This is a genomic window from Nocardia sp. NPDC019219, from assembly GCF_040632645.1.
Lineage (GTDB): Bacteria > Actinomycetota > Actinomycetes > Mycobacteriales > Mycobacteriaceae > Nocardia > Nocardia sputorum.
The window spans coordinates 155,270-174,095 of sequence record NZ_JBEYCG010000013.1; the positions used below are offsets into that span (position 1 = coordinate 155,270).

An 18,826-nucleotide genomic window follows, 5' to 3' on the forward strand; every position below is an offset into this window, starting at 1 on the left:
CGCATCGGCCGTTACGATTGCGGCATGTCGGTGGTGCCACATATCGAGCAGCCGGACCTTCCCGAATCGATGACGTGGGAGGAGTTGGAGCGGCTTCCTGAGGAGATCGCGCAGCAGATCGAGTTGTGGGATGGTCATGTGGTCTGGATGCGCCGCGGTCCGGCCGAGCATCAGACCTTCTCCAACCGGCTCTGGGCCACGCTCGAGCGCTGTGCGCGCAAGGACATGTCGGAGAATCCCGAAGAATGTTGGCGCGTCACCACCGAGACGAACGTATTTCTGGGTCACACCGGCAAGTCCAACTTCCTGACGCCGGACTTCCTGGTCCACCGCTGCCTCGGTTCCGCCTATCAGGATGTGCGCGGCAGTGACGTCGTCCTGGTCGGCGAGGTCTTGTCGCCCGGCAACACGCAGATGGACATCGAAGCCAAAAAAGGACGCTATGCCAGCGCGGGCATCCCGTGGTACTGGGAAGTGACGCTGGCCCGTGAGGTCAGCGCGATCGCCACCGTCCGCGCCTATGGTCTCGATATCGGCCATGCGCAGCTGCCGGAGGGGGTCCACCCACTGCGCGCGGCCAACTACATCCTCGCCGCCGAGTGGACCGACGCCAACCCGGACGGGATCGAGTTCGACTTCCCCTTCCCGATCAGCATTCCGTGGACCGAACTCGAATACTGACGGATGTGTTCGCTGTCATCCTCCGTACGCGGTCGCGGTTGCCTGGATCGGATGACGACTGAGATTTCCTTGCGTTCGGCTCCCTGTCCCGGCGTGTCGCTGAAGGTTTGCTCACTGAATCGGATTTGAATGCAGGCTGGCTGGTCGACGAATGCCGCCAACTATCCGTGGAGGTCGAAGTCGTGGTCAGGCAGCTTCTTCTGTCCCCTGGCGGCAGGCGCGGTGTGGCTAGGACCCTCGGCGCCATCGGCTGTCTGGCCCTCGGGCTGCTTCTCGCGACGACGGCAACCGCAGAACCGCTGTATCCGCGCCCCGATCCGGACCCTTTCTACGCTGCCCCAGCGGATCTGGCGGCACACCACCCCGGGGATGTGCTCGACGTGCGGGCGCTGCCGCCGTTGGCGATGTTCCCCGGCTCCACCGTCACGCTGGTCAAATTCCGGTCCACCAACTCGCATGGAGCGCCGATCGCGGCGACGACGACGGTGCTCGCACCCTTCGGCCGTCGGCCCGATGGGCCACTGCTGTCGTATCAGCACTTCATCAACGCGCTCGGCACCGGCTGCGCGGTGTCGCACAAGCTGTACGGCGACGATCTGAACCTGAGGGTGACCACACCGATCTTGAACGTGGCGCTGGCCAAAGGCTGGGCTGTCGCGCTGCCGGATCATCTCGGACCGCGGTTCGCGTTGGGGGCCGCGCGTTTGGGCGGCCAGATCGTCTTGGACGGCATCAGGGCGGTGCGGCGCCTGCCCGCGCTCGCCGTGCCGCACAGCCCAGCGGTCATGGCAGGGTACTCCGGCGGTGGCCTGGCCACCGCGTGGGCGGCCGCATTGCAGCCGACGTATGCACCGGAACTCGAGCTCGCGGGCGCCGCCATCGGCGGTGTCGCGATGAACCTGGTGACGATGGCAGAGGCGCTGGGTCTGAATCCGCACCCCTCGTTCGGGTTGGCCATGGCGGCGGCGATCGGACTGGAGCGGGAGTATCCGGACCGGCTGCCGATCAGCTCGTATCTCACTCCGCGCGGTCGCGAGGTAGCTGAGGCCATGGCCGACAGCTGTAGCAACGAGATCCTCACCGCGGGCATCGGCGGCAGCGCTCGGGAATACATCGCCGATCCCTCGATCTTCGACAGCCGTGAAGCGCGATCGGTGGTGGAGGAGAACAGTCTGGAACTCTACGGCGGGGTACCGGAAACACCACTTCTCGAATGGCATTCGACGGACGACCGGCAGATTCCGATCGAAGCCGTCGAAAACACCGTCCGCCGCTGGTGCGCGGCGGGGGTGCGCGTGCAGACACTACGGGTGCCCGCGATCGACCAGCTGCCGGAAGCCGAGCCGCTGTCCGGAGCCGAGCATCTGTCCACAGCGGTACTAGGCGCACCAGCCGCGATGTTGTGGCTCGACGCGCGGGTTCGCGGCGAGCCCGCGCCCAGCAACTGCTGACGAGGCGGGGTAGGTGGACATCAGTGCTGGTGATCCCGGAGCAAGTCGGCGACCCTCCGCCGCGATCGTGGGCTCACTCCTGACGAACCGCACATGAGTGAACACCACCGAGTGCACTGTCCGTGGTTGCCAGGTGATTCCCGGCGCCGCAGCATCGAGCTGTGGGGCGGTGTTCATGGGTCGATACAGCGCGCTACCGGCGCTCACCTGTGCACGCCGCGAGTATTTGGCGGAATAGTAGGGTTTTTATTGGTGCGTATACAAAGAAAGATTGAATGCGAACGTTTCAGATTGTGCGGCCCGAATTATGTGAGACCGCCTTCGGTACGCGACGCGAGTTCGCAACGGGCCGAAATATCTACCGGCAGAATCAATAACGCCTCGAGTCCCGCTGCCTTAAGGGACACGCGACTTCGCATGTCTGTTAAGGAGGGCGACCAAGCGGCTATTTGCGGGACGGCCGACGAGCACGACGGCCATGCGGGGCGTTCCTACAGTCGCGCCACGCAGACGACGAAATGCCGCTGCTGGTAGACGATTCCGCTGTCGGCCGAGCCGCAGGCGTTCACGTCGACGGTGTTCTGCTTGATGTCGATCACGCGGACCGCGCCCGGGGTGTGGGCGGCGCAGTCGAGACGCTTGGGGCTGCCGGGGGTGAGTTCCATGCAGCCGCCGACCACCCAGTCGATGTCCAGGCACAGCGCGGCCTGTGTCGCTCCGTGCAGGGTTTCGTTGTAGGTGTGGTCGGCGTCGGTGGGGCACGTGGCGTTGGCCGGGGCCTTCTCGACGACCTTGTAGACCGAGTTCGGGCTGCCACAAGCGGTTTTGTCGATCGCGCCCGCGCCGCCGAGCTGCACGCAGTCACCGATGTTCACCTGCAAGCTGGTGGCGCTCTTGTTCGACGCGCCGCGTAGCGCCGACGTGGTCGGCAGTGCCTCCGTGGTGGTCGGCAGCGGCTCCTCGGTGGTCGTCGGCGGCGCGGATGTCGTTGCCGCGTTGTCGGCCTGCGCGGCAGCCTTGGCCGGCTCGTCGGCGGGGCCGGACATCGATAGCGCGGCGACGACCACGAGAGTGGCCGCCAGTCCGGTCCCGACCATGAAGGCGGCCAGGGTGATACCGGCGCGGACACGTTGGCGCGACACGTACGTCCTCCAGAGCTCTGAACCCTTCGAACCCACCTAGCGACCCGAAGTTGTGAATCTTGCGGATTGAAGACCACGCCATGCTTACACTACGCGGCACGTCCGCGTCGAGTTTTGCTTCCCACGGGAGCGATCCGTCCTGGGAATTCACCTGCGTCCCGGCATCCGGGGCAGCAGTGATCACGATCGGATAACGAACTTCGTGATCATGTGTGCCGACCGCCAGATCTGGAAACAAGTCACGGGCGCTGTACAGTCACACGCCATCCGGCCTCCGGAGCCGGGTGTCTCGGTGAGAAGGAATTCCAGAATGAAGTTCGGCACTATTGCCGCCATTACGCTCGGTGCGGTTGCCGCAGTGGGCATCACAGCGGGGGCCGCGAACGCGAAACCCATCGAACCGGAGCGGGAGACCACGACAGCGGGCGTCGAGCAGGGCGTCGACTATCGCACCACGGTTTCGCGCGAGACCGGGGCCATCACGACCGCCGTCGAGCACGGCACCTTCGCGGTGGCCGACGACGGCACCAAGATCAAACTGACCTCCGATACCGGAGCCGTGGTCGCCGAAGTGCCGCTGACCTTCCAGGTTTCCGGCAGCAAACTCTCGGTCGCGCACGAAATCAGCGACGGCGGACGGCGTCTCGCGCTCACGCCGACAGCCGGCGCCAAGGAGATCGGCGAGATGCAGCCGATCAGCTCGATGAACCGCCTCATCGCCGAACTGAACCAGAACGTCGTCGGCGTGGTCGCGGGCGCGCTGCTCGGCGGGCTGCTCGGGGCCCTGATCGGTCTGGGCTTCTTCAGCATCATCACCGGCCCGATCGGTCTGGTCGTCGGCGCGATCGCGGGCGGAGCCATCCAGGGCGGGCAGCCGTTCATGGACGCGCTGATGGCGGTCGTCAACGGCGAACCCTGATCGGTACCGCACGGAACGGAGGCGGCAGGCGCACCGCAGCGCGCCTGCCGTACCCGGACCGGCTTGCCGATCGCCGTGGCCGCCTGACAGGAGTTCGGTCAGGACGCCACGGCTGTGGAGCGAAGAAACGCGCGAACGCCCGATGCCGCTGGACGCGTGCTATCGCGCGGGTGACGCGAAAACGATCAGCGCTCGGTGGAACCGGACTCGCCGTCACGGTGCTGGCGAGATAGTCGCCAGAGGAACTCCGGGTCGTCGTCGGGTCCGATGACGCGCTTGCGCTGTGGTGAACGCGTCTGCGGGGCAGTGGGTCCAGTCCGCTCGGGGCCGAACGCCTTCCAGCACAGCACCGCTATCGCCACCACCGCGATGAGTGCCAACAAGTACGTCACGTCGCTCACCTCCTGGTTACGAGGGTAGCCGCGGACGTGACTCCCGCGCACCGCAGACGCGAAAATGGTCTGCGGGCGAGCGCGGACCCGAGCACGACAGGTCCGCGCGCCCTGCGATCAGCGTGCTGCGGTCGCCTCGGTGGTCAGCGACTTGAGCAGCTGGAGTACTTCCGATTCGCGGAACCGGCGATGTCCGCCCGGTGTGCGCAGCGACCCGAGGCGCCCGGCGTGGGCCCAGCGCGTCACGGTCTTGGGGTCGACGTGGAACAGGGCAGCAACCTGGCCCGGAGTCAGCAGGGTGTCCTGGCCGCCGACGGTGATCGCAGTCATAGCAAACCTCTCCGTTCTCGACAGTTCCCTCATCAGATGGCGCCATCGTCGCACTGAAACCCCTAGGTACTCGAACCACCTACAGTTGGTAAAGGGGAGGTAATAGACAAAACGGATGTGCGCCCCACCCCCGGCTGTTGGGCGTGCACCGGGGGCGGGCAACAGCTTCGCATAGGCTGAGGGATGTGCGTGACGCAACTCCACCAAAAGGTGCTTCCGGACAGCAAACGGCTGGCGCAGGTCGTCGGTTGGCCCGCAATCTGGCGCTTTACACCGTCGCCAGGTTGGGTCTCGTGGTAGTGCTCACCGCGCTGATCGTGCTGGCCGCGCGGCTGGTGTCGGTGGACATCCCCTTGGTGGTCGCGGCCCTGTTCGCATTGATCATCGCGATGCCGCTGTCGCTGACCCTGTTCAAGCGGCTGCGGGCCAAGGTGAACGAGGACATCGCCCTGGTCGACGAGCGCAGGCGACGCGACAAGGCCGAGCTTCGGGCCAGGTTGCGCGGCGACGAGCCGCCCACTCCGCCGGAGGCGGGGACCTCTTCGTGAAGTCCTGTGATCACACCGCACCGCGAGATTGGGTCGACAACGCGGTGCGGCTGATCGACGCCGACGCCCAGCGCAGCGCGGACACCCACTTGCTGCGCTATCCGCTGCCTGCCGGGTGGAACGTCCAGCTCTATCTCAAGGACGAGTCCACCCACATCACCGGCAGCCTCAAGCACCGCCTGGCCCGCTCGCTGTTCCTGTACGCGATCTGCAACGGCTGGGTCACCGAGGGGACGACCGTGGTGGAGGCGTCCTCCGGTTCGACCGCGGTCAGCGAGGCCTACTTCGCGAAGCTGCTCGGCCTGGATTTCGTCGCGGTGATGCCGGCGAGCACTTCCCCGCAGAAGATCGCGCTGATCGAGGCGCAGGGCGGACACTGCCATTTCGTGCGGCGCCCGCCGGACATGTACACCGAGGCCGCGCGGCTGGCCGCCGAGTGCGGTGGTCACTACATGGACCAGTTCACCCACGCCGAGCGCGCCACCGACTGGCGGGGCAACAACAACATCGCCGAGTCGATCTTCCAGCAGATGGCGTTGGAGACCAACCCGGTGCCGGAATGGATCGTGGTCGGTGCGGGCACCGGCGGCACCAGCGCGACAATCGGCCGCTACGTCCGTTACCGCAGGCACGCGACGAAACTGGCCGTGGTCGATCCGGAGAACTCCGCTTTCTATGGCGGTTACGAGACCGGGGACGCGGCCTATCAGACCGGAATGCCCTCCCGGATCGAGGGCATCGGCCGCCCGCGCGTGGAGCCCTCGTTCGTCGGCCAGGTGGTGGACCGCATGTTCGAGGTGCCCGACGCGGCGTCCATCGCGGCGGCCAGGTTCGCGAGCGCGCGGCTCGGCCGCCGAGTCGGTGGATCGACCGGGACCAACCTGTGGGGCGTCTTCGCCCTGATCGCCGAGATGCTCGCCGAAGGCCGGGGCGGCAGTGTCGTCACCCTGCTGTGCGATGGCGGAGATCGTTACGCGGGAACGTATTTCGACGATGCGTGGGTTGCGCGCCAGGGATTGGATCTCGCCGCGCCCATCGCGGTCTTGGAGAAGTTCATGGCGACCGGGGTCTGGGACGCCTGATCGGTTCGCGCCTCGCATAGGTGCTGTTCGCCGAAAGCGGAACGGGGCGCTGCCGTGCCTTGTGTCGTCAATTTTTGTTGACACCGCGCGCCGGTGTCAATCAAAATTGACGGCATGACGGAAGCAACCACTCTGGCGGCCGCCGCGGGCAGCCCCGATCCCAAGGTCGGGCTGCGCGCGGTGCTCGCCCTACGCAGGCTGCTCGAACGTCTCGAAGCGATCCAGGTGGCCAACGCCCGTGCCCAGGGCTGGTCCTGGCAGGCGATCGCGGAAGCGCTCGAGGTCAGCAAGCAGGCGGTCCACCAGAAATACAACCGGAAAGGCAGGAGCCGCTGATGTTCGAACGGTTCAGCAGGTCGGCGCGCACGGCGATCGTCACCGCCCAGGAGGACGCGCGCGAACTCCACGCGTCGAATATCGAGGTCGAACACGTGCTGCTCGGACTGCTCGCGCAGGCCGAGCCGGCGATGACGGAATTGCTCGCGGAGGCGGGACTCACTCGCGACGGCGTGCGCCGCGCGCTGGCCGAACAGGGCAACGGTGTGCCGCTCGGTCCCGAGGACGCCGAGGCGTTGCGTTCCATCGGCATCGATCTGGACGCCGTCCGGGAATCGCTGGAAGCGAATTTCGGTGAGGACGCGCTCGACCGCGCCGCACCGGACCCGCGACGTGGGCCGTTCCCCTGGAGCCGCGGCGGCTACTACGGGCACATTCCGTTCACGAAGGAAGCGAAGAAAGTGCTCGAACTCTCCCTGCGTGAGGCGCTCGGCCGCAAGGACAAGACGATCGAATCCGGGCACGTGCTGCTCGGCATCCTGCGCGCTCCCAACCAGACGACGGTGCGCCTGTTCGGCGGCCCCACCGTGATCCAGGAGTTGCGGCCCAAAGTGCACGCGCTGCTCGACCGTGCGGCCTGAGCCGGCGGGGATGCGCTGCCGGAGTTCGGGTTTTCCGGCGGCGCGTGTCCGCGTCGGACGCCTAGCATTGGGCCATGCAGCTCGTGATTCGGTTGATCATCAACGCGGTGGCCATCTGGCTGGCCGCCTTCTGGGTCGACAAGATCGACATCCTCGCTCCCGAAGGCGGCAACGGTGCGAAGATCGGTGTCGTCCTCGCGGTGGCCGCGGTGTTCACGGCGGTGAACGCGGTGGTGAAGCCGATCGTGAAGTTACTGTCGCTACCACTGGTGATCGTGACGCTCGGCCTGTTCCTGCTGGTGATCAACGCGCTCATGCTGTGGCTGACCGCCGAGATCACCGAGGCGTTCACCGAATACGGCCTGCGCGTAGAGGGTTTCTGGGCCGCGGTGGTCGGCGGCATCATCGTCTCGATCGTGAACTGGGTGCTCGGCATCCTGGTTCCGGACGAGGACTGATTCGCGGCGCCGGCGCACGCGTGGTCACGTTCCGCGCGGAGGCCGTCAGCGGGTCGGCGCGGCGGCCCGCGGCCGGTGCAAGGCTGCGGGCGCTAGCCCAGCCCGACCGCCAGCGCGGTGACGGCCGACCACACCAGCAGAGCCAGGCCGGAGTCCCGCAGCGCGGGAATCAGTTCCAAGCCGCCCTTGCCGCCGCGCACCGGCGCGTTGGCGCGTACGGCGAGCGGGACCGCGAGCAGTCCGGCCAGGGCCAACGGCGTGCGGGCGATCAGCGCCAACGTCACGAGGAACGGCACCGTGAGCAGCGCGAGGTGCAGGGTGCGGGTGCGCGGGTCGCCGAGTTTCACCGCGAGGGTGACCTTTCCGGAGCCGGTGTCGGTGGGGATGTCGCGCAGGTTGTTCGCGACCAGCACGGCGCTGGAGAACGCGCCCACCGCGATCGCGAGCAGCGCGCCCACCCAGTCGATCCGGCCCGCCTGCACGAACTGGGTGCCGAGCACGGCGACCAAGCCGAAGAAGACGAACACCGCCACTTCGCCGAACCCGCTGTAGCCGTACGGGTTGCTGCCTCCGGTGTAGTACCAGGCGCCGGCCAGGCAGGCAGCACCGATGAGCAGCAGCCACCACGCGCTGGTGAGCACCAGCACCAAACCGAAGACCGCGCCGATGACGAGGCTGACGATGGCCGCGGTTTTCACCGCGGTGGGAGAGGCCAGCTTCTGCCCGACCAGACGCAGCGGGCCGACCCGGACGTCGTCGGTGCCGCGGATGCCGTCGGAGTAGTCGTTGGCGTAGTTCACGCCGACGATCAGCGCCAGCGAAACGAGCAGCGCGAGAATCGCTTTCCACCACACCGCACCGTCGACGGACGCGGCGGCGCCGGTCCCGGCGAGCACCGGGGCGATCGCGTTCGGCAGGGTGCGAGGACGCGCGCCTTCGATCCATTGCGCTGCAGTAGCCATATTCGCAGCATAATGGGCGCAGTCGGACGCGGTCCGTCTTCAGCCCGCGCACGGCCGGAGCGAAGGCGGAGCTACCGCCTGGTGCGCGCGCGGCGATCAGGCGGTTTCGGCGGTCGCCGCCTCCTGCAGGCGCGCGAGTCCCTTCTCGAAGTCGCGGCCGACGAACTTGTCCATCGGGATGAACTTGCCGATGACGCCCATCAGGCCGGTCTGCTGCCCGGTCATACGCCAGGTCACCTCGGTGCCGGTCTCGACCGGGGCCAGGAGGAAGGTCACCATATTGGTCGCCTTCATCGGCTTCAGGAATTCCAGGCGCACCCCGATCTCGCGGTCGGCGCTGCCGATGATCTCCATGCTGCCCGCGCCGGCCTTGCGGTTGCCGCTCCAGGCATAGCGCGCACCCACACCGGAGTCGGCGCCGGAATAACTGCGCTGCAGCTGGGGATCGAGATCTTCCCACGGCGACCACTCGACCCATTTGTGGAAGTCGTTGATCAGCCCGTGCACACGCGCGGGGTCGGCCGTGATCACGGCCGATCGGACCACCTCGAACTCAGCCATGGGGTCAGACTATGCGACCGATCGCTCACAGTCGCGGCAAAGAAATCGTGTCGGCTCCGTCCGGCCCGCTCGCCTACGATGACCGCGGGATGTTTCCGGAGCACAGCGGCCCGCACGGCCACAGTCGAGTAGTGACGACGCCCGCAGGCGAATCGGTCGTGGTGGCCCTGCTGGGCGAGGTCGCGCTGCGTCGCGACGGGACGCTGACGCCGCTGCCCGGCGCGCGCTCCCGGCTCCTGCTCACCGCGCTGGCCCTGCGGCCCGGCCGCAGTCGCGGCGCGCAAGCGCTGATCGTGGACGTCTGGGGCGAACAGCCGCCGCGGGCGCCGATGAACGCGCTGCACACCCAGGTGTCCCGGTTGCGGTCGGCGCTGCCGGAGGGCGCGCTGGAGATCGGCCCGGCGGGATATCGGTTGACGCTCGCCGCCGAACAGGTCGATTTGTCGTCGGTGGGCGTGCGTGTGACGCGGGCACGCGGGCTGCACGCCGCAGGTGATCTCGCCGGCTGCCTGGCGGAGATCGCGGGGGCGCGGGCGCTGTGGCGCGGGGATCCCGGTGCGGATCTGCCGCCGGGTGATCTGGCCGACGAGCTGCGCGTCGCGGCCGGGCGGCGTCTCGCCGAACTCGACGAGCTCGAACTCGCCGCACGTGAAGCCGGCGGCGACGTCGACGGGGCCTTGGCTCTGGCTCGTGGACGCGCCGCCGCCGATCCGCTGGACGAACCCGCGCAGGTGACCCTGATGCGTCTGCTCGCCGCGGCGGGACGGGCGAACGAGGCGCTGGAATCGTTCGCGGCCTTCCGCTCCCGGCTGGTCGACCAGCTCGGCGCCGATCCCGGGCCCGCGCTTTCCGCGGCGCACACGGCAATCCTGCGCGGCGAGCCGACCGGGCTCACCGTGCCGCCGGTGGCGGACGGGAATTCGCGTGGCGGGTCGGCGGCCCGTTTCCTGCCCCCGACCGAGGCTTCCACCTCCGCGGACCCACCGCCCGTCGCGATGGGGCTGCGCGCCGCCCCGAACGCGCTGCTCGGCCGGACGGACGATCTCGCCGCGCTGACCGACCTGCTGCACACCTGCCGGGTGGTGACCGTGCTCGGACCGGGTGGCGCGGGCAAGACCAGAGTCGCCAACGAGCTCGGCGCGCGGGTGGCGCGGACCCGCCCGGTGGCCCTGGTCGAGCTGGCCTCGGTGCGGGCCGAGGGCGGCGACGCCGGGGTCGAGATCGAGGCGGCGATCGCCGCGGTGCTCGGCCTCAGCGAGGTCACCTTCGACACGGCGACGCTGCGCTCCGGGCAGTCCGTCGATCTGCGCAGGCGGTTGCGTGACGCGGTGTCGGCGCGCCCGATGCTGCTGATCCTGGACAACTGCGAGCACCTGATCGACGCCGTCGCCGTGGTGGTCGCCGACCTGATCGGCCTCGCGCCCCGGCTGACCGTGCTCACCACGAGCCGCTCGCCGCTAGCGATCACCGCCGAGACCGTGTATCCGCTGCCGCCGCTGACCATCGACCCGGCGGGCTCACCCGCCACCGAGCTGTTCGCCGCGCGCGCCAGGGCCGTGCGCCCCGCGGTCCGGCTCGACCCGGAGATCGTCGCCCAGCTCTGCCACACGCTCGACGGGCTGCCGCTGGCCATCGAGCTGGCCGCCGCCCGGGTCCGGGCGATGAGCGTCGAGGAGATCAACGAGCGATTGGCCGACCGATTCGCGCTGCTGCGTCACGGCGACCGCAGCTCGCCCGAACGACATCGCACCCTGCACGCGGTGATCGAGTGGAGCTGGAACCTACTCGACCGCGAACAGCAGGCGACGCTGCGCCGATTGTGCCGGTTCCCGGCCGGTTTCACGCTGTCCGCCGCCGAGGCGGTCGCGGGCGGAGCCGACGTGATCGATGTCGCCGCGGCCGTCGACGGCCTGGTCAATCAATCGCTGCTCACCGTGCTGGACGACGCGGCGCTCGGCACCCGCTACCGGATGCTGGAGACGGTGCGGGAATTCGGCGAAGAGCAGCTGACCGCCGCCGCGGGGGAGCCGGAAGCGGTCGATACCCGAATGCTGCGGTGGGCCAAAAACTACGCCGATGACGTGGCGAGCCGGTACACGACCGGCGATCAGTTCCACCTCGCGCTATCCGTGGCGGCGGAACTGGACAACTTGCTCGCCGCGCTGCGCTGCGCCATCGAACGAAGGGACGCCGCGACGGCCTACACGGTGTTCCCCGTCGTCGGCACGCTGTGGGTGATCCGTGGATCGCATACGGAAGTGATCGCGTGGGCCCAGCGGGTCATCGAATTGGATGCGGCCGATCTCGGGCGCGAAGGTCCGCGTGCGGACCTCGTGCTCGTCACCTATCAGATGATGTTCCTGCATCTCGCCTACACCAACGGCAGCGCCCGGGCACTCGCCGAACTGCGCCTGCGCGTGCGCCGATTGCTCCGCCCCGGCGTAGAACTCACCGAGAACAGCCGCTTCATCGGCCGGGTCGTGCTCACCAGGGCCGACGGACGCGGAATCGGCAGGCTGCTCGCCGAGGCGGTCCGCACGGACGATCCGGAGACCAGGGCCTCGGCGCTGCTGTTGCGGGCCAACATGCGAGAGAACCTCGGCGACGTGCGCGGCTCCACGATCGACGCGATCAAGGCGCTGGATGTGCTCGGGCGCGAGAACGTCTGGAGCGTGGCCATGGTGAGCAGGCACCTCGGACAGGTCTGTGGACAGATCGCCCAGTACGCCGAATCCGCGACCTATTACCGCCGCGCGCTCGACGTGCTGCAACGGCTCGGCGCCTACGAGGACACCGTGGAGATCCGCAGCCTGCTGGTGGCTTCGCTGGTCGGCATCGGCGAGCTGGAGCAGGCCCGGCGCGAACTCGACCTCGCGTTCGGCACGCCGGACCTGGACAGCTCGTCCCTGGGACGGAATCGGCTGCTGTCCACGGTGATGCAGAGTTCGGCCGAGCTGGCGTACGCGGAGGGCGACATCGCGGGCGGATCCGCTCGCTACGAGCGCGCGCTGGAGCTGTTCGGCTGGCCGGACAACGCCCTCGGCCCCGGACCCGGCGCCCTCATGCTCGCCGCGGCGGCGCTCGGCGCGCAGGTACTGCACGGCGAGGCGGGCGCAGCGGCGGTCCTGTCGGCACAGCTGGCCGAGCTCACCGTGCCGACGATGAGCCAATATCGAGACCTGCCGCAGATCGGCGCCGTCGCGTGCGCGATCGGCTCGTACCTCGTCGCCGCCGACCGTGAGCCGAGCATCGGTCTCGACTTATTGGTGCTGGCCCCGAACGTGTTCTGCCGACAGGATTTTCCCTCGATGCGCTGGCAACGGCACCTGGACGCGGCGATCGCGATACTCGGCGCCGCCCAAGTCGCGGAAGCCCGCAGCCGCCTCGGCCATCTTCGCCGGAACGATTCCGCCGACCGCATCATGCGGATGCTGCAAAGCCTGAGCGCCGCCCGCTGACCACTCGTCCGCCACAACGGCACCGGCGTGCGGATCGAGCTGATCCGCGGAAACAGGCCGGGTAACCGTGGTCACCCGGCCTGCTCCATGTGCGGATGGCTCACGCCCGCCGCATGTACGCCTTGACCGTGAGCGGAGCGAAGATCGCGATGACGACCACCGCGCCGATCAGCGACCAGGCGAGGTCGCCGCCGAAGCCGGCGCCGTTCATCAAGCCGCGGCACGCGTTCACCATGTAGTACACGGGGTTCACGTGATTGAGGCCCTGCATCCAGCCCGGCATCGTGCTCACCAGCGCGAAGGCGCCGGACATGAAGGTCAGCGGGAACATGATCATCATCGAGATGCCCTGCACGCCCGCCGCGCTCTTGCCGGTGACCCCGACCAGCGCCCAGATCCAGCTGATCGCGAACGAGCAGATCACGATGACCAGGCCCGCCGCGACGACCCCGACCACGCCGCCCTCCGGGCGATAGCCGATGGCGACCCCGACGACGATGGTGAGCACGGTCGCGATGACGTAGCGGACCATGTCCGCCAGCAGCGCGCCCGCCAGCGCGGAAATGCGGGCGATGGGCAGGGATTTGAACCGGTCGAAAACGCCCTTATCCATGTCCTCGCGCAACTGGGTGCCGGTGACGACCGAGGTGAGCACCACGGTCTGCACCAGGATCCCGGGGATCAGGACCGGCAGGTAGTCGCGCACGCTGCCGCCGATGGCGCCACCGAAGATGTAGGCGAACAAGGCGGTGAACAGGATCGGCTGCACCGTCACGTCGAACAGTTGCTCGGGCTTGTGCTTGATCTTCAGCAGACCGCGGTAGGCCATGGTGAACGAGTTCGCCGCCGCCTGGGCGAGCGGAACGCGGTTGCTCACTTCGGGAATTCTCGTCGGCGCCGCTCGGCGTGTCTCGGTCGCGGTGATGGTGGTGGTGGTGGTCACGCCGCGCTCCTCTCGGATTCGTCGGTGGTGTCGTCGGCGGGGTGGCCGGTGATGGTGAGGAAGACCTCGTCCAGGCTCGGCTTCGTCACGGTGATCTCGTCGACGCCGATCTCCCACTCGCGCAGGCGGATCAGCAGGTCGGCGGTGACGCCTGCGTCGGTGAGCGGGGCGGTGAGCCGCCCGGCCTCCGGGGTGATCTGCGCTTCGACGCCGAGGAAATCGCCGATGATGCGGCGCGCCTCGTCGATCTGACCGCGATCGATCAGGGTCAGGTGCAGCGACGAGCCGCCCACCGAGGCCTTCAGCTCGTCGGCCGTGCCGTCGGCGATCACCTTGCCGCGGTCGATCACCGCGATCCGGTCGGCCAGCTGGTCGGCCTCGTCCAGATACTGCGTGGTGAGCAGCACCGTCGCGCCTGCACGGACGAGGCGGCGGATGGTCTCCCACATCTGGGCGCGGGTGCGCGGGTCGAGTCCGGTGGTGGGTTCGTCCAGGAACAGCAGCGGCGGTGTCGCGATCAGGCTGGCCGCCAGATCCAGCCGGCGCCGCATGCCGCCGGAGAAGTTCCGCAGCGGTTTGTCCGCCGCCTCGGTGAGGTCGAACTCTTCCAGCAGGTCGGCCGCCTTACGACGGGCATCGATCCGGCTCAGGCCGAGCAGGCGGGAGAAGATGATCAGGTTCTCGGTGGCCGAAAGGTCCTCGTCGACGGAGGCGTACTGCCCGGTGACGCCGATGAGCGAACGGACGGCCGTCGGCTCCGCGACCACGTCGTGGCCGAAGATGCGGCCACTGCCGCCGTCCGGTCGCAGCAGGGTCGCCAGCATGCGGATGGTCGTGGTCTTGCCTGCGCCGTTCGGACCGAGCACGCCGTACACCGAGCCCTGCGGCACCGCCAGGCTCACGCCGTCGACGGCTCGCTGTTCCCCGAACACCTTGACCAGGCCGTCCGCCTCGACGGCGAGCGCTGAAGTTGGTGCGAAAGAAGTCATGTGGACAACTGTGGACACCCCGACTTGCACGGCTCTTGCACAGCGCTGTCACATCGGCCGCGACTGCGTCGCGGCGTGTTGGCGGCCCTCAGTCGCTTGCGCGCAGAAGTCGTCGACTGCCGAGTTCTCAGGATGCGGCCTTGCGGGGTCGCGCTGGTGGTCAACGGCGTCCGGCTGTAGTGACCGGCCCTGAGAACCAGCTCGCTCGATCCATGCCCGGTTTCGGATCGAGCGAGCATCGAAGTGCCGCTGCCACTCGGTAGCCGCATGGAGTCAGCGGTCGTAGCTGTGGGCAGCGCGAGTCGTGGGCGCTGCTCGGTGATCCGCTAGCGGCTCGAGTCGGCCAGCAGGTATTCGCGGAGTTTGGCGCGGTCGGGCTTGCCGGGGCCGCGGAGGGGGAACTCGTCGAGGACGGCGAGTTCGCGGGGGGCCGCGATGGAGTCGAGTTCGTCGGCGACGTACTCGCGCAGCTCGGCCAGGTCGGGTGTGGCGCCGGGTGCGGGGATCACCGCGACGGCGACGCGCTGGCCGAGTCGTTCGTCGGGCAGGCCGAGCACGACCACCTCGCGGATCGCCGGGTGATTGATCAGCACGGCCTCGACGACCTGCGGAATAACCAGCAAGCCGCCGGTCGTGATGGCCTCGTCGAGCCGTCCGGTGATGCTCAGTACGCCGTGGTCGAAGGTGCCCGCGTCCTCGGTGCGGAACCAGCCCGGTTCGGCGAAGGCGGGATGGTCGGGCTGATTGCGGTAACCCGAGGCGATCATCGCGCCGCCCAGCACGACCCGGCCCTCTTCGATGCGGACCTTCGTGCCCTCCAGCGGCACGCCGTCGTACACGCAGCCGCCGCACGTCTCGCTCATGCCGTAGGTGCGCACCACGGTAATGCCCGCGGCTCGCGCGCGCTCGTAGACCGGCAGCGGAGTGGCCGCGCCGCCCACCAGCACGCCGTCGAGCTCGGCCAGCGCGGTGGTGGCGACCGGCGACTCGAGCGCCTTGATCAACTGGGTCGGCACCAGGGCGGTGTAGCGGCGTTCCCCGCGCATACCCGAGATGGCGCCACCAAGAGCCTCCGGCAGGAACCCGCCGGATACGTCCAGCACGGTGGGCTCGGTTCCCGCCAGGATGCTGCGCAACAGCACCTGGATGCCGGCGATGTGATGGGTCGGCAGGGCCAGCAACCAGTTGCCGGGGCCGCCGAGCCGGTCGTGGGTCGCGGTGCCGCTGGCGCGCAGGGCGGCCGAACTGAGCATCGCGCCCTTCGGCACGCCGGTGGTGCCGGAGGTGGTCACCACCAGAGCGATGTCCTCATCGATCGGCTCGCCCGGCGACAAGGCGTCGCTCAGGCGTCTGGCCTCACGCCGATCGCTGGTGGGAATGGGCAGCCACGCCGCCCCGCTACCTTCCAGCGCCTCTCGCAGGTGGGGCATGACGTCGCCGAGACCGGACCCGGTGGGCATCGGCAAGGTACGCAGTGTCTTGGTCATGCCGTGCCTCGCCGCTCGCCGGACTCGGTGGTGCCCAGAGCCGCAGTGCCCATGGCTCGCTCGCTGCACTCCCTCACGGTAGGGATCGTGTCATGCCCGCGTCGCCGCGTGCGGAACGGGTCGGTCTGCCGGAGTGGCGCACCCGCGGCGCGGCCACCCGGTCGGATCGGGGCTCGGATACGACAGACATCGAGACTGCGATTCACTCGTCGGACGGGACACGGACACAGCCGGCCCAAACGTCGGCGGTCGGGTGGCCATCCGAGCGTTATCGTCCTCGCCGGTCGACACGTTGGCAACTCGGCGCGGCCCGCGCAACTACCGAACGGAACCGTTGTTACGACGCCGGCCAGCGGGAATCCCGCCGGATCGGATGGGTCGGCGGAACCTCAACGAACACGATCGGCACACCGTCGGGATCGCGCACCCACATCTCGTGCAAACCCCACGGCTCCTCGACCGGGGCCCGATCGATCGCGATGCCCTTCAGCGCCAGTTCCGCGGCGGCGTCCGACACGTCGCGCACCTGGAGCCAGATCGCGCCCTCGAACGACGACGACCTGCCCGACCCGCCGTGCGCGGCCACCTCGATCAGCGACTGTCCGGCGAAGAAGACCGTGCCGCCCGGATACTCCCGCGCGACGGCCAGCTCCAGCCCGTCCCGATAGAACGCGAGCGTGGCCTCGTAGTCGGCGGGCCGCAGGATGATCCGGCTGCTGAGGATGTCCATGTCAGAAGTACCAGGGGTAGGGGGTCCAGTCCGGCTTGCGTTTCTGCAGGAACGCGTCGCGGCCTTCGACGGCTTCGTCGGTCATGTAGGCCATCCTGGTCGCCTCGCCTGCGAACAGTTGCTGGCCCACCAGCCCGTCGTCCAGCAAATTGAACGCGTACTTCAGCATGCGCTGCGCCTGCGGCGATTTGCCGTTGATGTCGGCGGTCCACTCCAGGGCGACGTCCTCCAGTTCGGCGTGATCGACGACCTTGTTCACCGCGCCCATCTGGTGCATCTCCTCGGCGGTGTACGGACGACCGAGGAAGAAGATCTCCCGCGCGAACTTCTGGCCGACCATCTTGGCCAGGTACGCGCTGCCGTAACCGCCGTCGAAACTGCCCACGTCGGCGTCGGTCTGCTTGAAACGCGCGTGCTCGCGGCTGGCCAAGGTGAGGTCGCAGACCACGTGCAGGCTGTGGCCGCCGCCCGCGGCCCAACCGTTCACCAGCGCGATCACCACCTTCGGCATGAAACGGATCAGCCGCTGCACCTCCAGGATGTGCAGGCGGCCCGCGCGGGCCTGGTCGACCGTGTCCGCCGTCTCGCCACTGGCGTACTGGTACCCGCTACGGCCGCGAATGCGCTGGTCACCGCCGGAGCAGAAGGCCCAGCCGCCGTCCTTCGGGCTGGGGCCGTTGCCGGTGAGCAGCACCGCGCCGACATCCGCTGTCATCCGGGCGTGGTCGAGTGCCCGGTAGAGTTCGTCGACCGTGTGCGGACGGAACGCGTTGCGCACCTCCGGCCGGTCGAACGCCACTCGCACGGTGCCCTGCTCGATGTGCCGGTGATAGGTGATGTCGGTCAGGTTCTCGAATCCCGGAACGGGCCGCCACAGCTTCGGATTGAACGTCACCGGGCAATGCTAGGTCGCGCGCGGCTCGAAAGTCGTGGTCGGGCCCGTGAGCCGCGACTATCCCGGGTGCGAGCGCCTCGGCCCCGGAAGTCGGCAATGCGGTGCGGTCGCCACGAACCCCGGCTATTCGCCCCGGGATCGGCGAGACCTCGATTTGACGGTGTAAAACTACGCGTTACCGTGCAGGTATGAGCGAGCGAGTGAAACCGGTTATAGACCGGAGCGCGGTGGACGGGTCTCGGTACGAGAAGCACGGCGGGTTCCCGAAGGTCAGGCCGGCGAAGGTCGGGCCCGACTTCGGCGGGTTCGTGGAAGCCATGCGGACGTTGCAGGATCTCGCGGTGTCCGTGGACGCGCCGGACGACGTCTTCGGGGCCGCGCAAGCCAAAGCCCGCGAGCTGATCGAATTGCTGGAGCCCTACCGCGCCCCCGAGCTGCAGGGGCCCGCGGGCCGCGCCGTCGAATTGCCGGGACGGGGAAGCCTCCTGCTGCTGCCGTGGCAGGTGGTCGCGGCAGGGCCGGACGGCATCGAGATGACGGGCGTGTTCCGCCGCTTCCATCTCGGCGGCAACGGCGCCGCGCACGGCGGCGTGCTGCCGCTGCTGTTCGACGACCTGCTCGGCATGATCGTGCACTACGCCGGACGGCCGATCAGCCGCACCGCGTACCTGCACGTGAACTACCGCAAGATCACTCCGCTGGAAACGCAACTGACGGTTCGCGGACGGGTCGACCGGATCGAAGGACGAAAAACTTTCATCACCGCCGAATTGCTCGATGAGCAGGGCGATCTGCTCGCCGACTGCGAAGGTCTGATGGTCGAGTTGCTTCCGTGGCAGCCGTAGCCGGGTGAATGCTGGCGCGGGTGCGTATAGTTGCCC

Annotated in this window: 20 protein-coding genes; 10 read left to right on the forward strand and 10 right to left on the reverse strand. The window is 68.4% G+C overall.

Going from position 1 to position 18,826, the window contains the following annotated elements; translation table 11 throughout:
• The first annotated feature begins 24 nt into the window (after positions 1-24).
• Positions 25-681 carry a Uma2 family endonuclease gene (locus ABZ552_RS23640; protein WP_281875773.1) on the forward strand — a complete coding sequence of 219 codons (657 nt, stop codon included), beginning with the start codon at positions 25-27 and terminating at the stop codon, positions 679-681.
• Between the two features lie 224 nt (positions 682-905).
• A complete protein-coding gene (locus ABZ552_RS23645; protein WP_357439825.1) occupies positions 906-2,132 on the forward strand; it encodes a lipase family protein in 1,227 nt (408 codons plus the stop codon).
• 491 nt (positions 2,133-2,623) lie between these two features.
• On the opposite strand, the gene ABZ552_RS23650 is transcribed toward ABZ552_RS23645, so the two are convergent.
• Positions 2,624-3,274: a hypothetical protein gene (locus tag ABZ552_RS23650; RefSeq protein ID WP_281875771.1), complete on the reverse strand. Its 651-nt coding sequence runs from the start codon at positions 3,272-3,274 to the stop codon at positions 2,624-2,626.
• A 310-nt stretch (positions 3,275-3,584) separates the two neighbouring features.
• On the opposite strand from ABZ552_RS23650, the gene ABZ552_RS23655 reads away from it, so the two are divergent.
• Complete coding sequence (locus ABZ552_RS23655; protein ID WP_159841670.1) at positions 3,585-4,193, forward strand: hypothetical protein; 609 nt, start codon at positions 3,585-3,587, stop codon at positions 4,191-4,193.
• 185 nt (positions 4,194-4,378) lie between these two features.
• Here ABZ552_RS23655 and ABZ552_RS23660 read toward each other — a convergent pair whose 3' ends face one another.
• On the reverse strand, positions 4,379-4,585 hold the full coding sequence (locus tag ABZ552_RS23660; RefSeq protein WP_084488442.1) for a hypothetical protein: 207 nt from the start codon (positions 4,583-4,585) through the stop codon (positions 4,379-4,381).
• Between the two features lie 117 nt (positions 4,586-4,702).
• Positions 4,703-4,915: a BldC family transcriptional regulator gene (locus ABZ552_RS23665; RefSeq protein ID WP_039802103.1), complete on the reverse strand. Its 213-nt coding sequence runs from the start codon at positions 4,913-4,915 to the stop codon at positions 4,703-4,705.
• A gap of 185 nt (positions 4,916-5,100) precedes the next feature.
• Here ABZ552_RS23665 and ABZ552_RS23670 point away from each other — a divergent pair, with 185 nt between their 5' ends.
• The 5 genes from ABZ552_RS23670 (at position 5,101) to ABZ552_RS23690 (ending at position 7,920) form a co-directional block, all read left to right on the forward strand.
• Positions 5,101-5,463 carry a DUF4229 domain-containing protein gene (locus ABZ552_RS23670; RefSeq protein ID WP_281875770.1) on the forward strand — a complete coding sequence of 121 codons (363 nt, stop codon included), beginning with the start codon at positions 5,101-5,103 and terminating at the stop codon, positions 5,461-5,463.
• Positions 5,460-6,545 carry a PLP-dependent cysteine synthase family protein gene (locus tag ABZ552_RS23675; RefSeq protein WP_357439763.1) on the forward strand — a complete coding sequence of 362 codons (1,086 nt, stop codon included), beginning with the start codon at positions 5,460-5,462 and terminating at the stop codon, positions 6,543-6,545. The genes ABZ552_RS23670 and ABZ552_RS23675 overlap by 4 nt, the downstream gene beginning before the upstream one ends.
• 114 nt (positions 6,546-6,659) lie before the next feature.
• Complete coding sequence (locus tag ABZ552_RS23680; RefSeq protein ID WP_040870358.1) at positions 6,660-6,881, forward strand: helix-turn-helix domain-containing protein; 222 nt, start codon at positions 6,660-6,662, stop codon at positions 6,879-6,881.
• Positions 6,881-7,462: a Clp protease N-terminal domain-containing protein gene (locus ABZ552_RS23685; RefSeq protein WP_281875768.1), complete on the forward strand. Its 582-nt coding sequence runs from the start codon at positions 6,881-6,883 to the stop codon at positions 7,460-7,462. The genes ABZ552_RS23680 and ABZ552_RS23685 overlap by 1 nt, the downstream gene beginning before the upstream one ends.
• A gap of 74 nt (positions 7,463-7,536) precedes the next feature.
• Positions 7,537-7,920 carry a phage holin family protein gene (locus ABZ552_RS23690; protein ID WP_281875767.1) on the forward strand — a complete coding sequence of 128 codons (384 nt, stop codon included), beginning with the start codon at positions 7,537-7,539 and terminating at the stop codon, positions 7,918-7,920.
• A gap of 92 nt (positions 7,921-8,012) precedes the next feature.
• Here ABZ552_RS23690 and ABZ552_RS23695 read toward each other — a convergent pair whose 3' ends face one another.
• Both ABZ552_RS23695 and ABZ552_RS23700 read right to left on the reverse strand, forming a co-directional pair.
• A complete protein-coding gene (locus ABZ552_RS23695) occupies positions 8,013-8,882 on the reverse strand; it encodes a 1,4-dihydroxy-2-naphthoate polyprenyltransferase (RefSeq protein WP_357439767.1) in 870 nt (289 codons plus the stop codon).
• Positions 8,883-8,978: 96 nt separating this feature from the next.
• Positions 8,979-9,443 carry an SRPBCC family protein gene (locus ABZ552_RS23700; protein ID WP_281875764.1) on the reverse strand — a complete coding sequence of 155 codons (465 nt, stop codon included), beginning with the start codon at positions 9,441-9,443 and terminating at the stop codon, positions 8,979-8,981.
• Positions 9,444-9,574: 131 nt separating this feature from the next.
• On the opposite strand from ABZ552_RS23700, the gene ABZ552_RS23705 reads away from it, so the two are divergent.
• The gene (locus tag ABZ552_RS23705; protein WP_357439772.1) at positions 9,575-12,901 is read left to right on the forward strand and encodes a BTAD domain-containing putative transcriptional regulator; all 3,327 of its coding nucleotides are present in this window, start codon (positions 9,575-9,577) and stop codon (positions 12,899-12,901) included.
• Between the two features lie 100 nt (positions 12,902-13,001).
• Here the strand turns inward: ABZ552_RS23705 and ABZ552_RS23710 are convergent, their stop codons facing one another.
• The 5 genes from ABZ552_RS23710 to ABZ552_RS23730 form a co-directional block, all read right to left on the reverse strand.
• Positions 13,002-13,787 carry an ABC transporter permease gene (locus ABZ552_RS23710; RefSeq protein WP_281881170.1) on the reverse strand — a complete coding sequence of 262 codons (786 nt, stop codon included), beginning with the start codon at positions 13,785-13,787 and terminating at the stop codon, positions 13,002-13,004.
• 53 nt (positions 13,788-13,840) lie between these two features.
• On the reverse strand, positions 13,841-14,833 hold the full coding sequence (locus tag ABZ552_RS23715; protein WP_281916487.1) for an ATP-binding cassette domain-containing protein: 993 nt from the start codon (positions 14,831-14,833) through the stop codon (positions 13,841-13,843).
• A 326-nt stretch (positions 14,834-15,159) separates the two neighbouring features.
• Positions 15,160-16,320, reverse strand: coding sequence for an o-succinylbenzoate--CoA ligase (menE, locus tag ABZ552_RS23720; protein ID WP_281875760.1), 1,161 nt, complete (start codon positions 16,318-16,320; stop codon positions 15,160-15,162).
• Between the two features lie 337 nt (positions 16,321-16,657).
• Positions 16,658-17,050, reverse strand: a complete 393-nt coding sequence (locus ABZ552_RS23725) for a VOC family protein (RefSeq protein WP_281875759.1) — start codon at positions 17,048-17,050, stop codon at positions 16,658-16,660.
• A gap of 1 nt (position 17,051) precedes the next feature.
• Entirely contained in the window at positions 17,052-17,945 is an 894-nt protein-coding gene (locus tag ABZ552_RS23730) for a 1,4-dihydroxy-2-naphthoyl-CoA synthase (RefSeq protein ID WP_063017262.1), read from the reverse strand.
• Positions 17,946-18,133: 188 nt separating this feature from the next.
• On the opposite strand from ABZ552_RS23730, the gene ABZ552_RS23735 reads away from it, so the two are divergent.
• Entirely contained in the window at positions 18,134-18,790 is a 657-nt protein-coding gene (locus ABZ552_RS23735) for a PaaI family thioesterase (protein WP_281916488.1), read from the forward strand.
• Positions 18,791-18,826 lie beyond the last annotated feature (36 nt).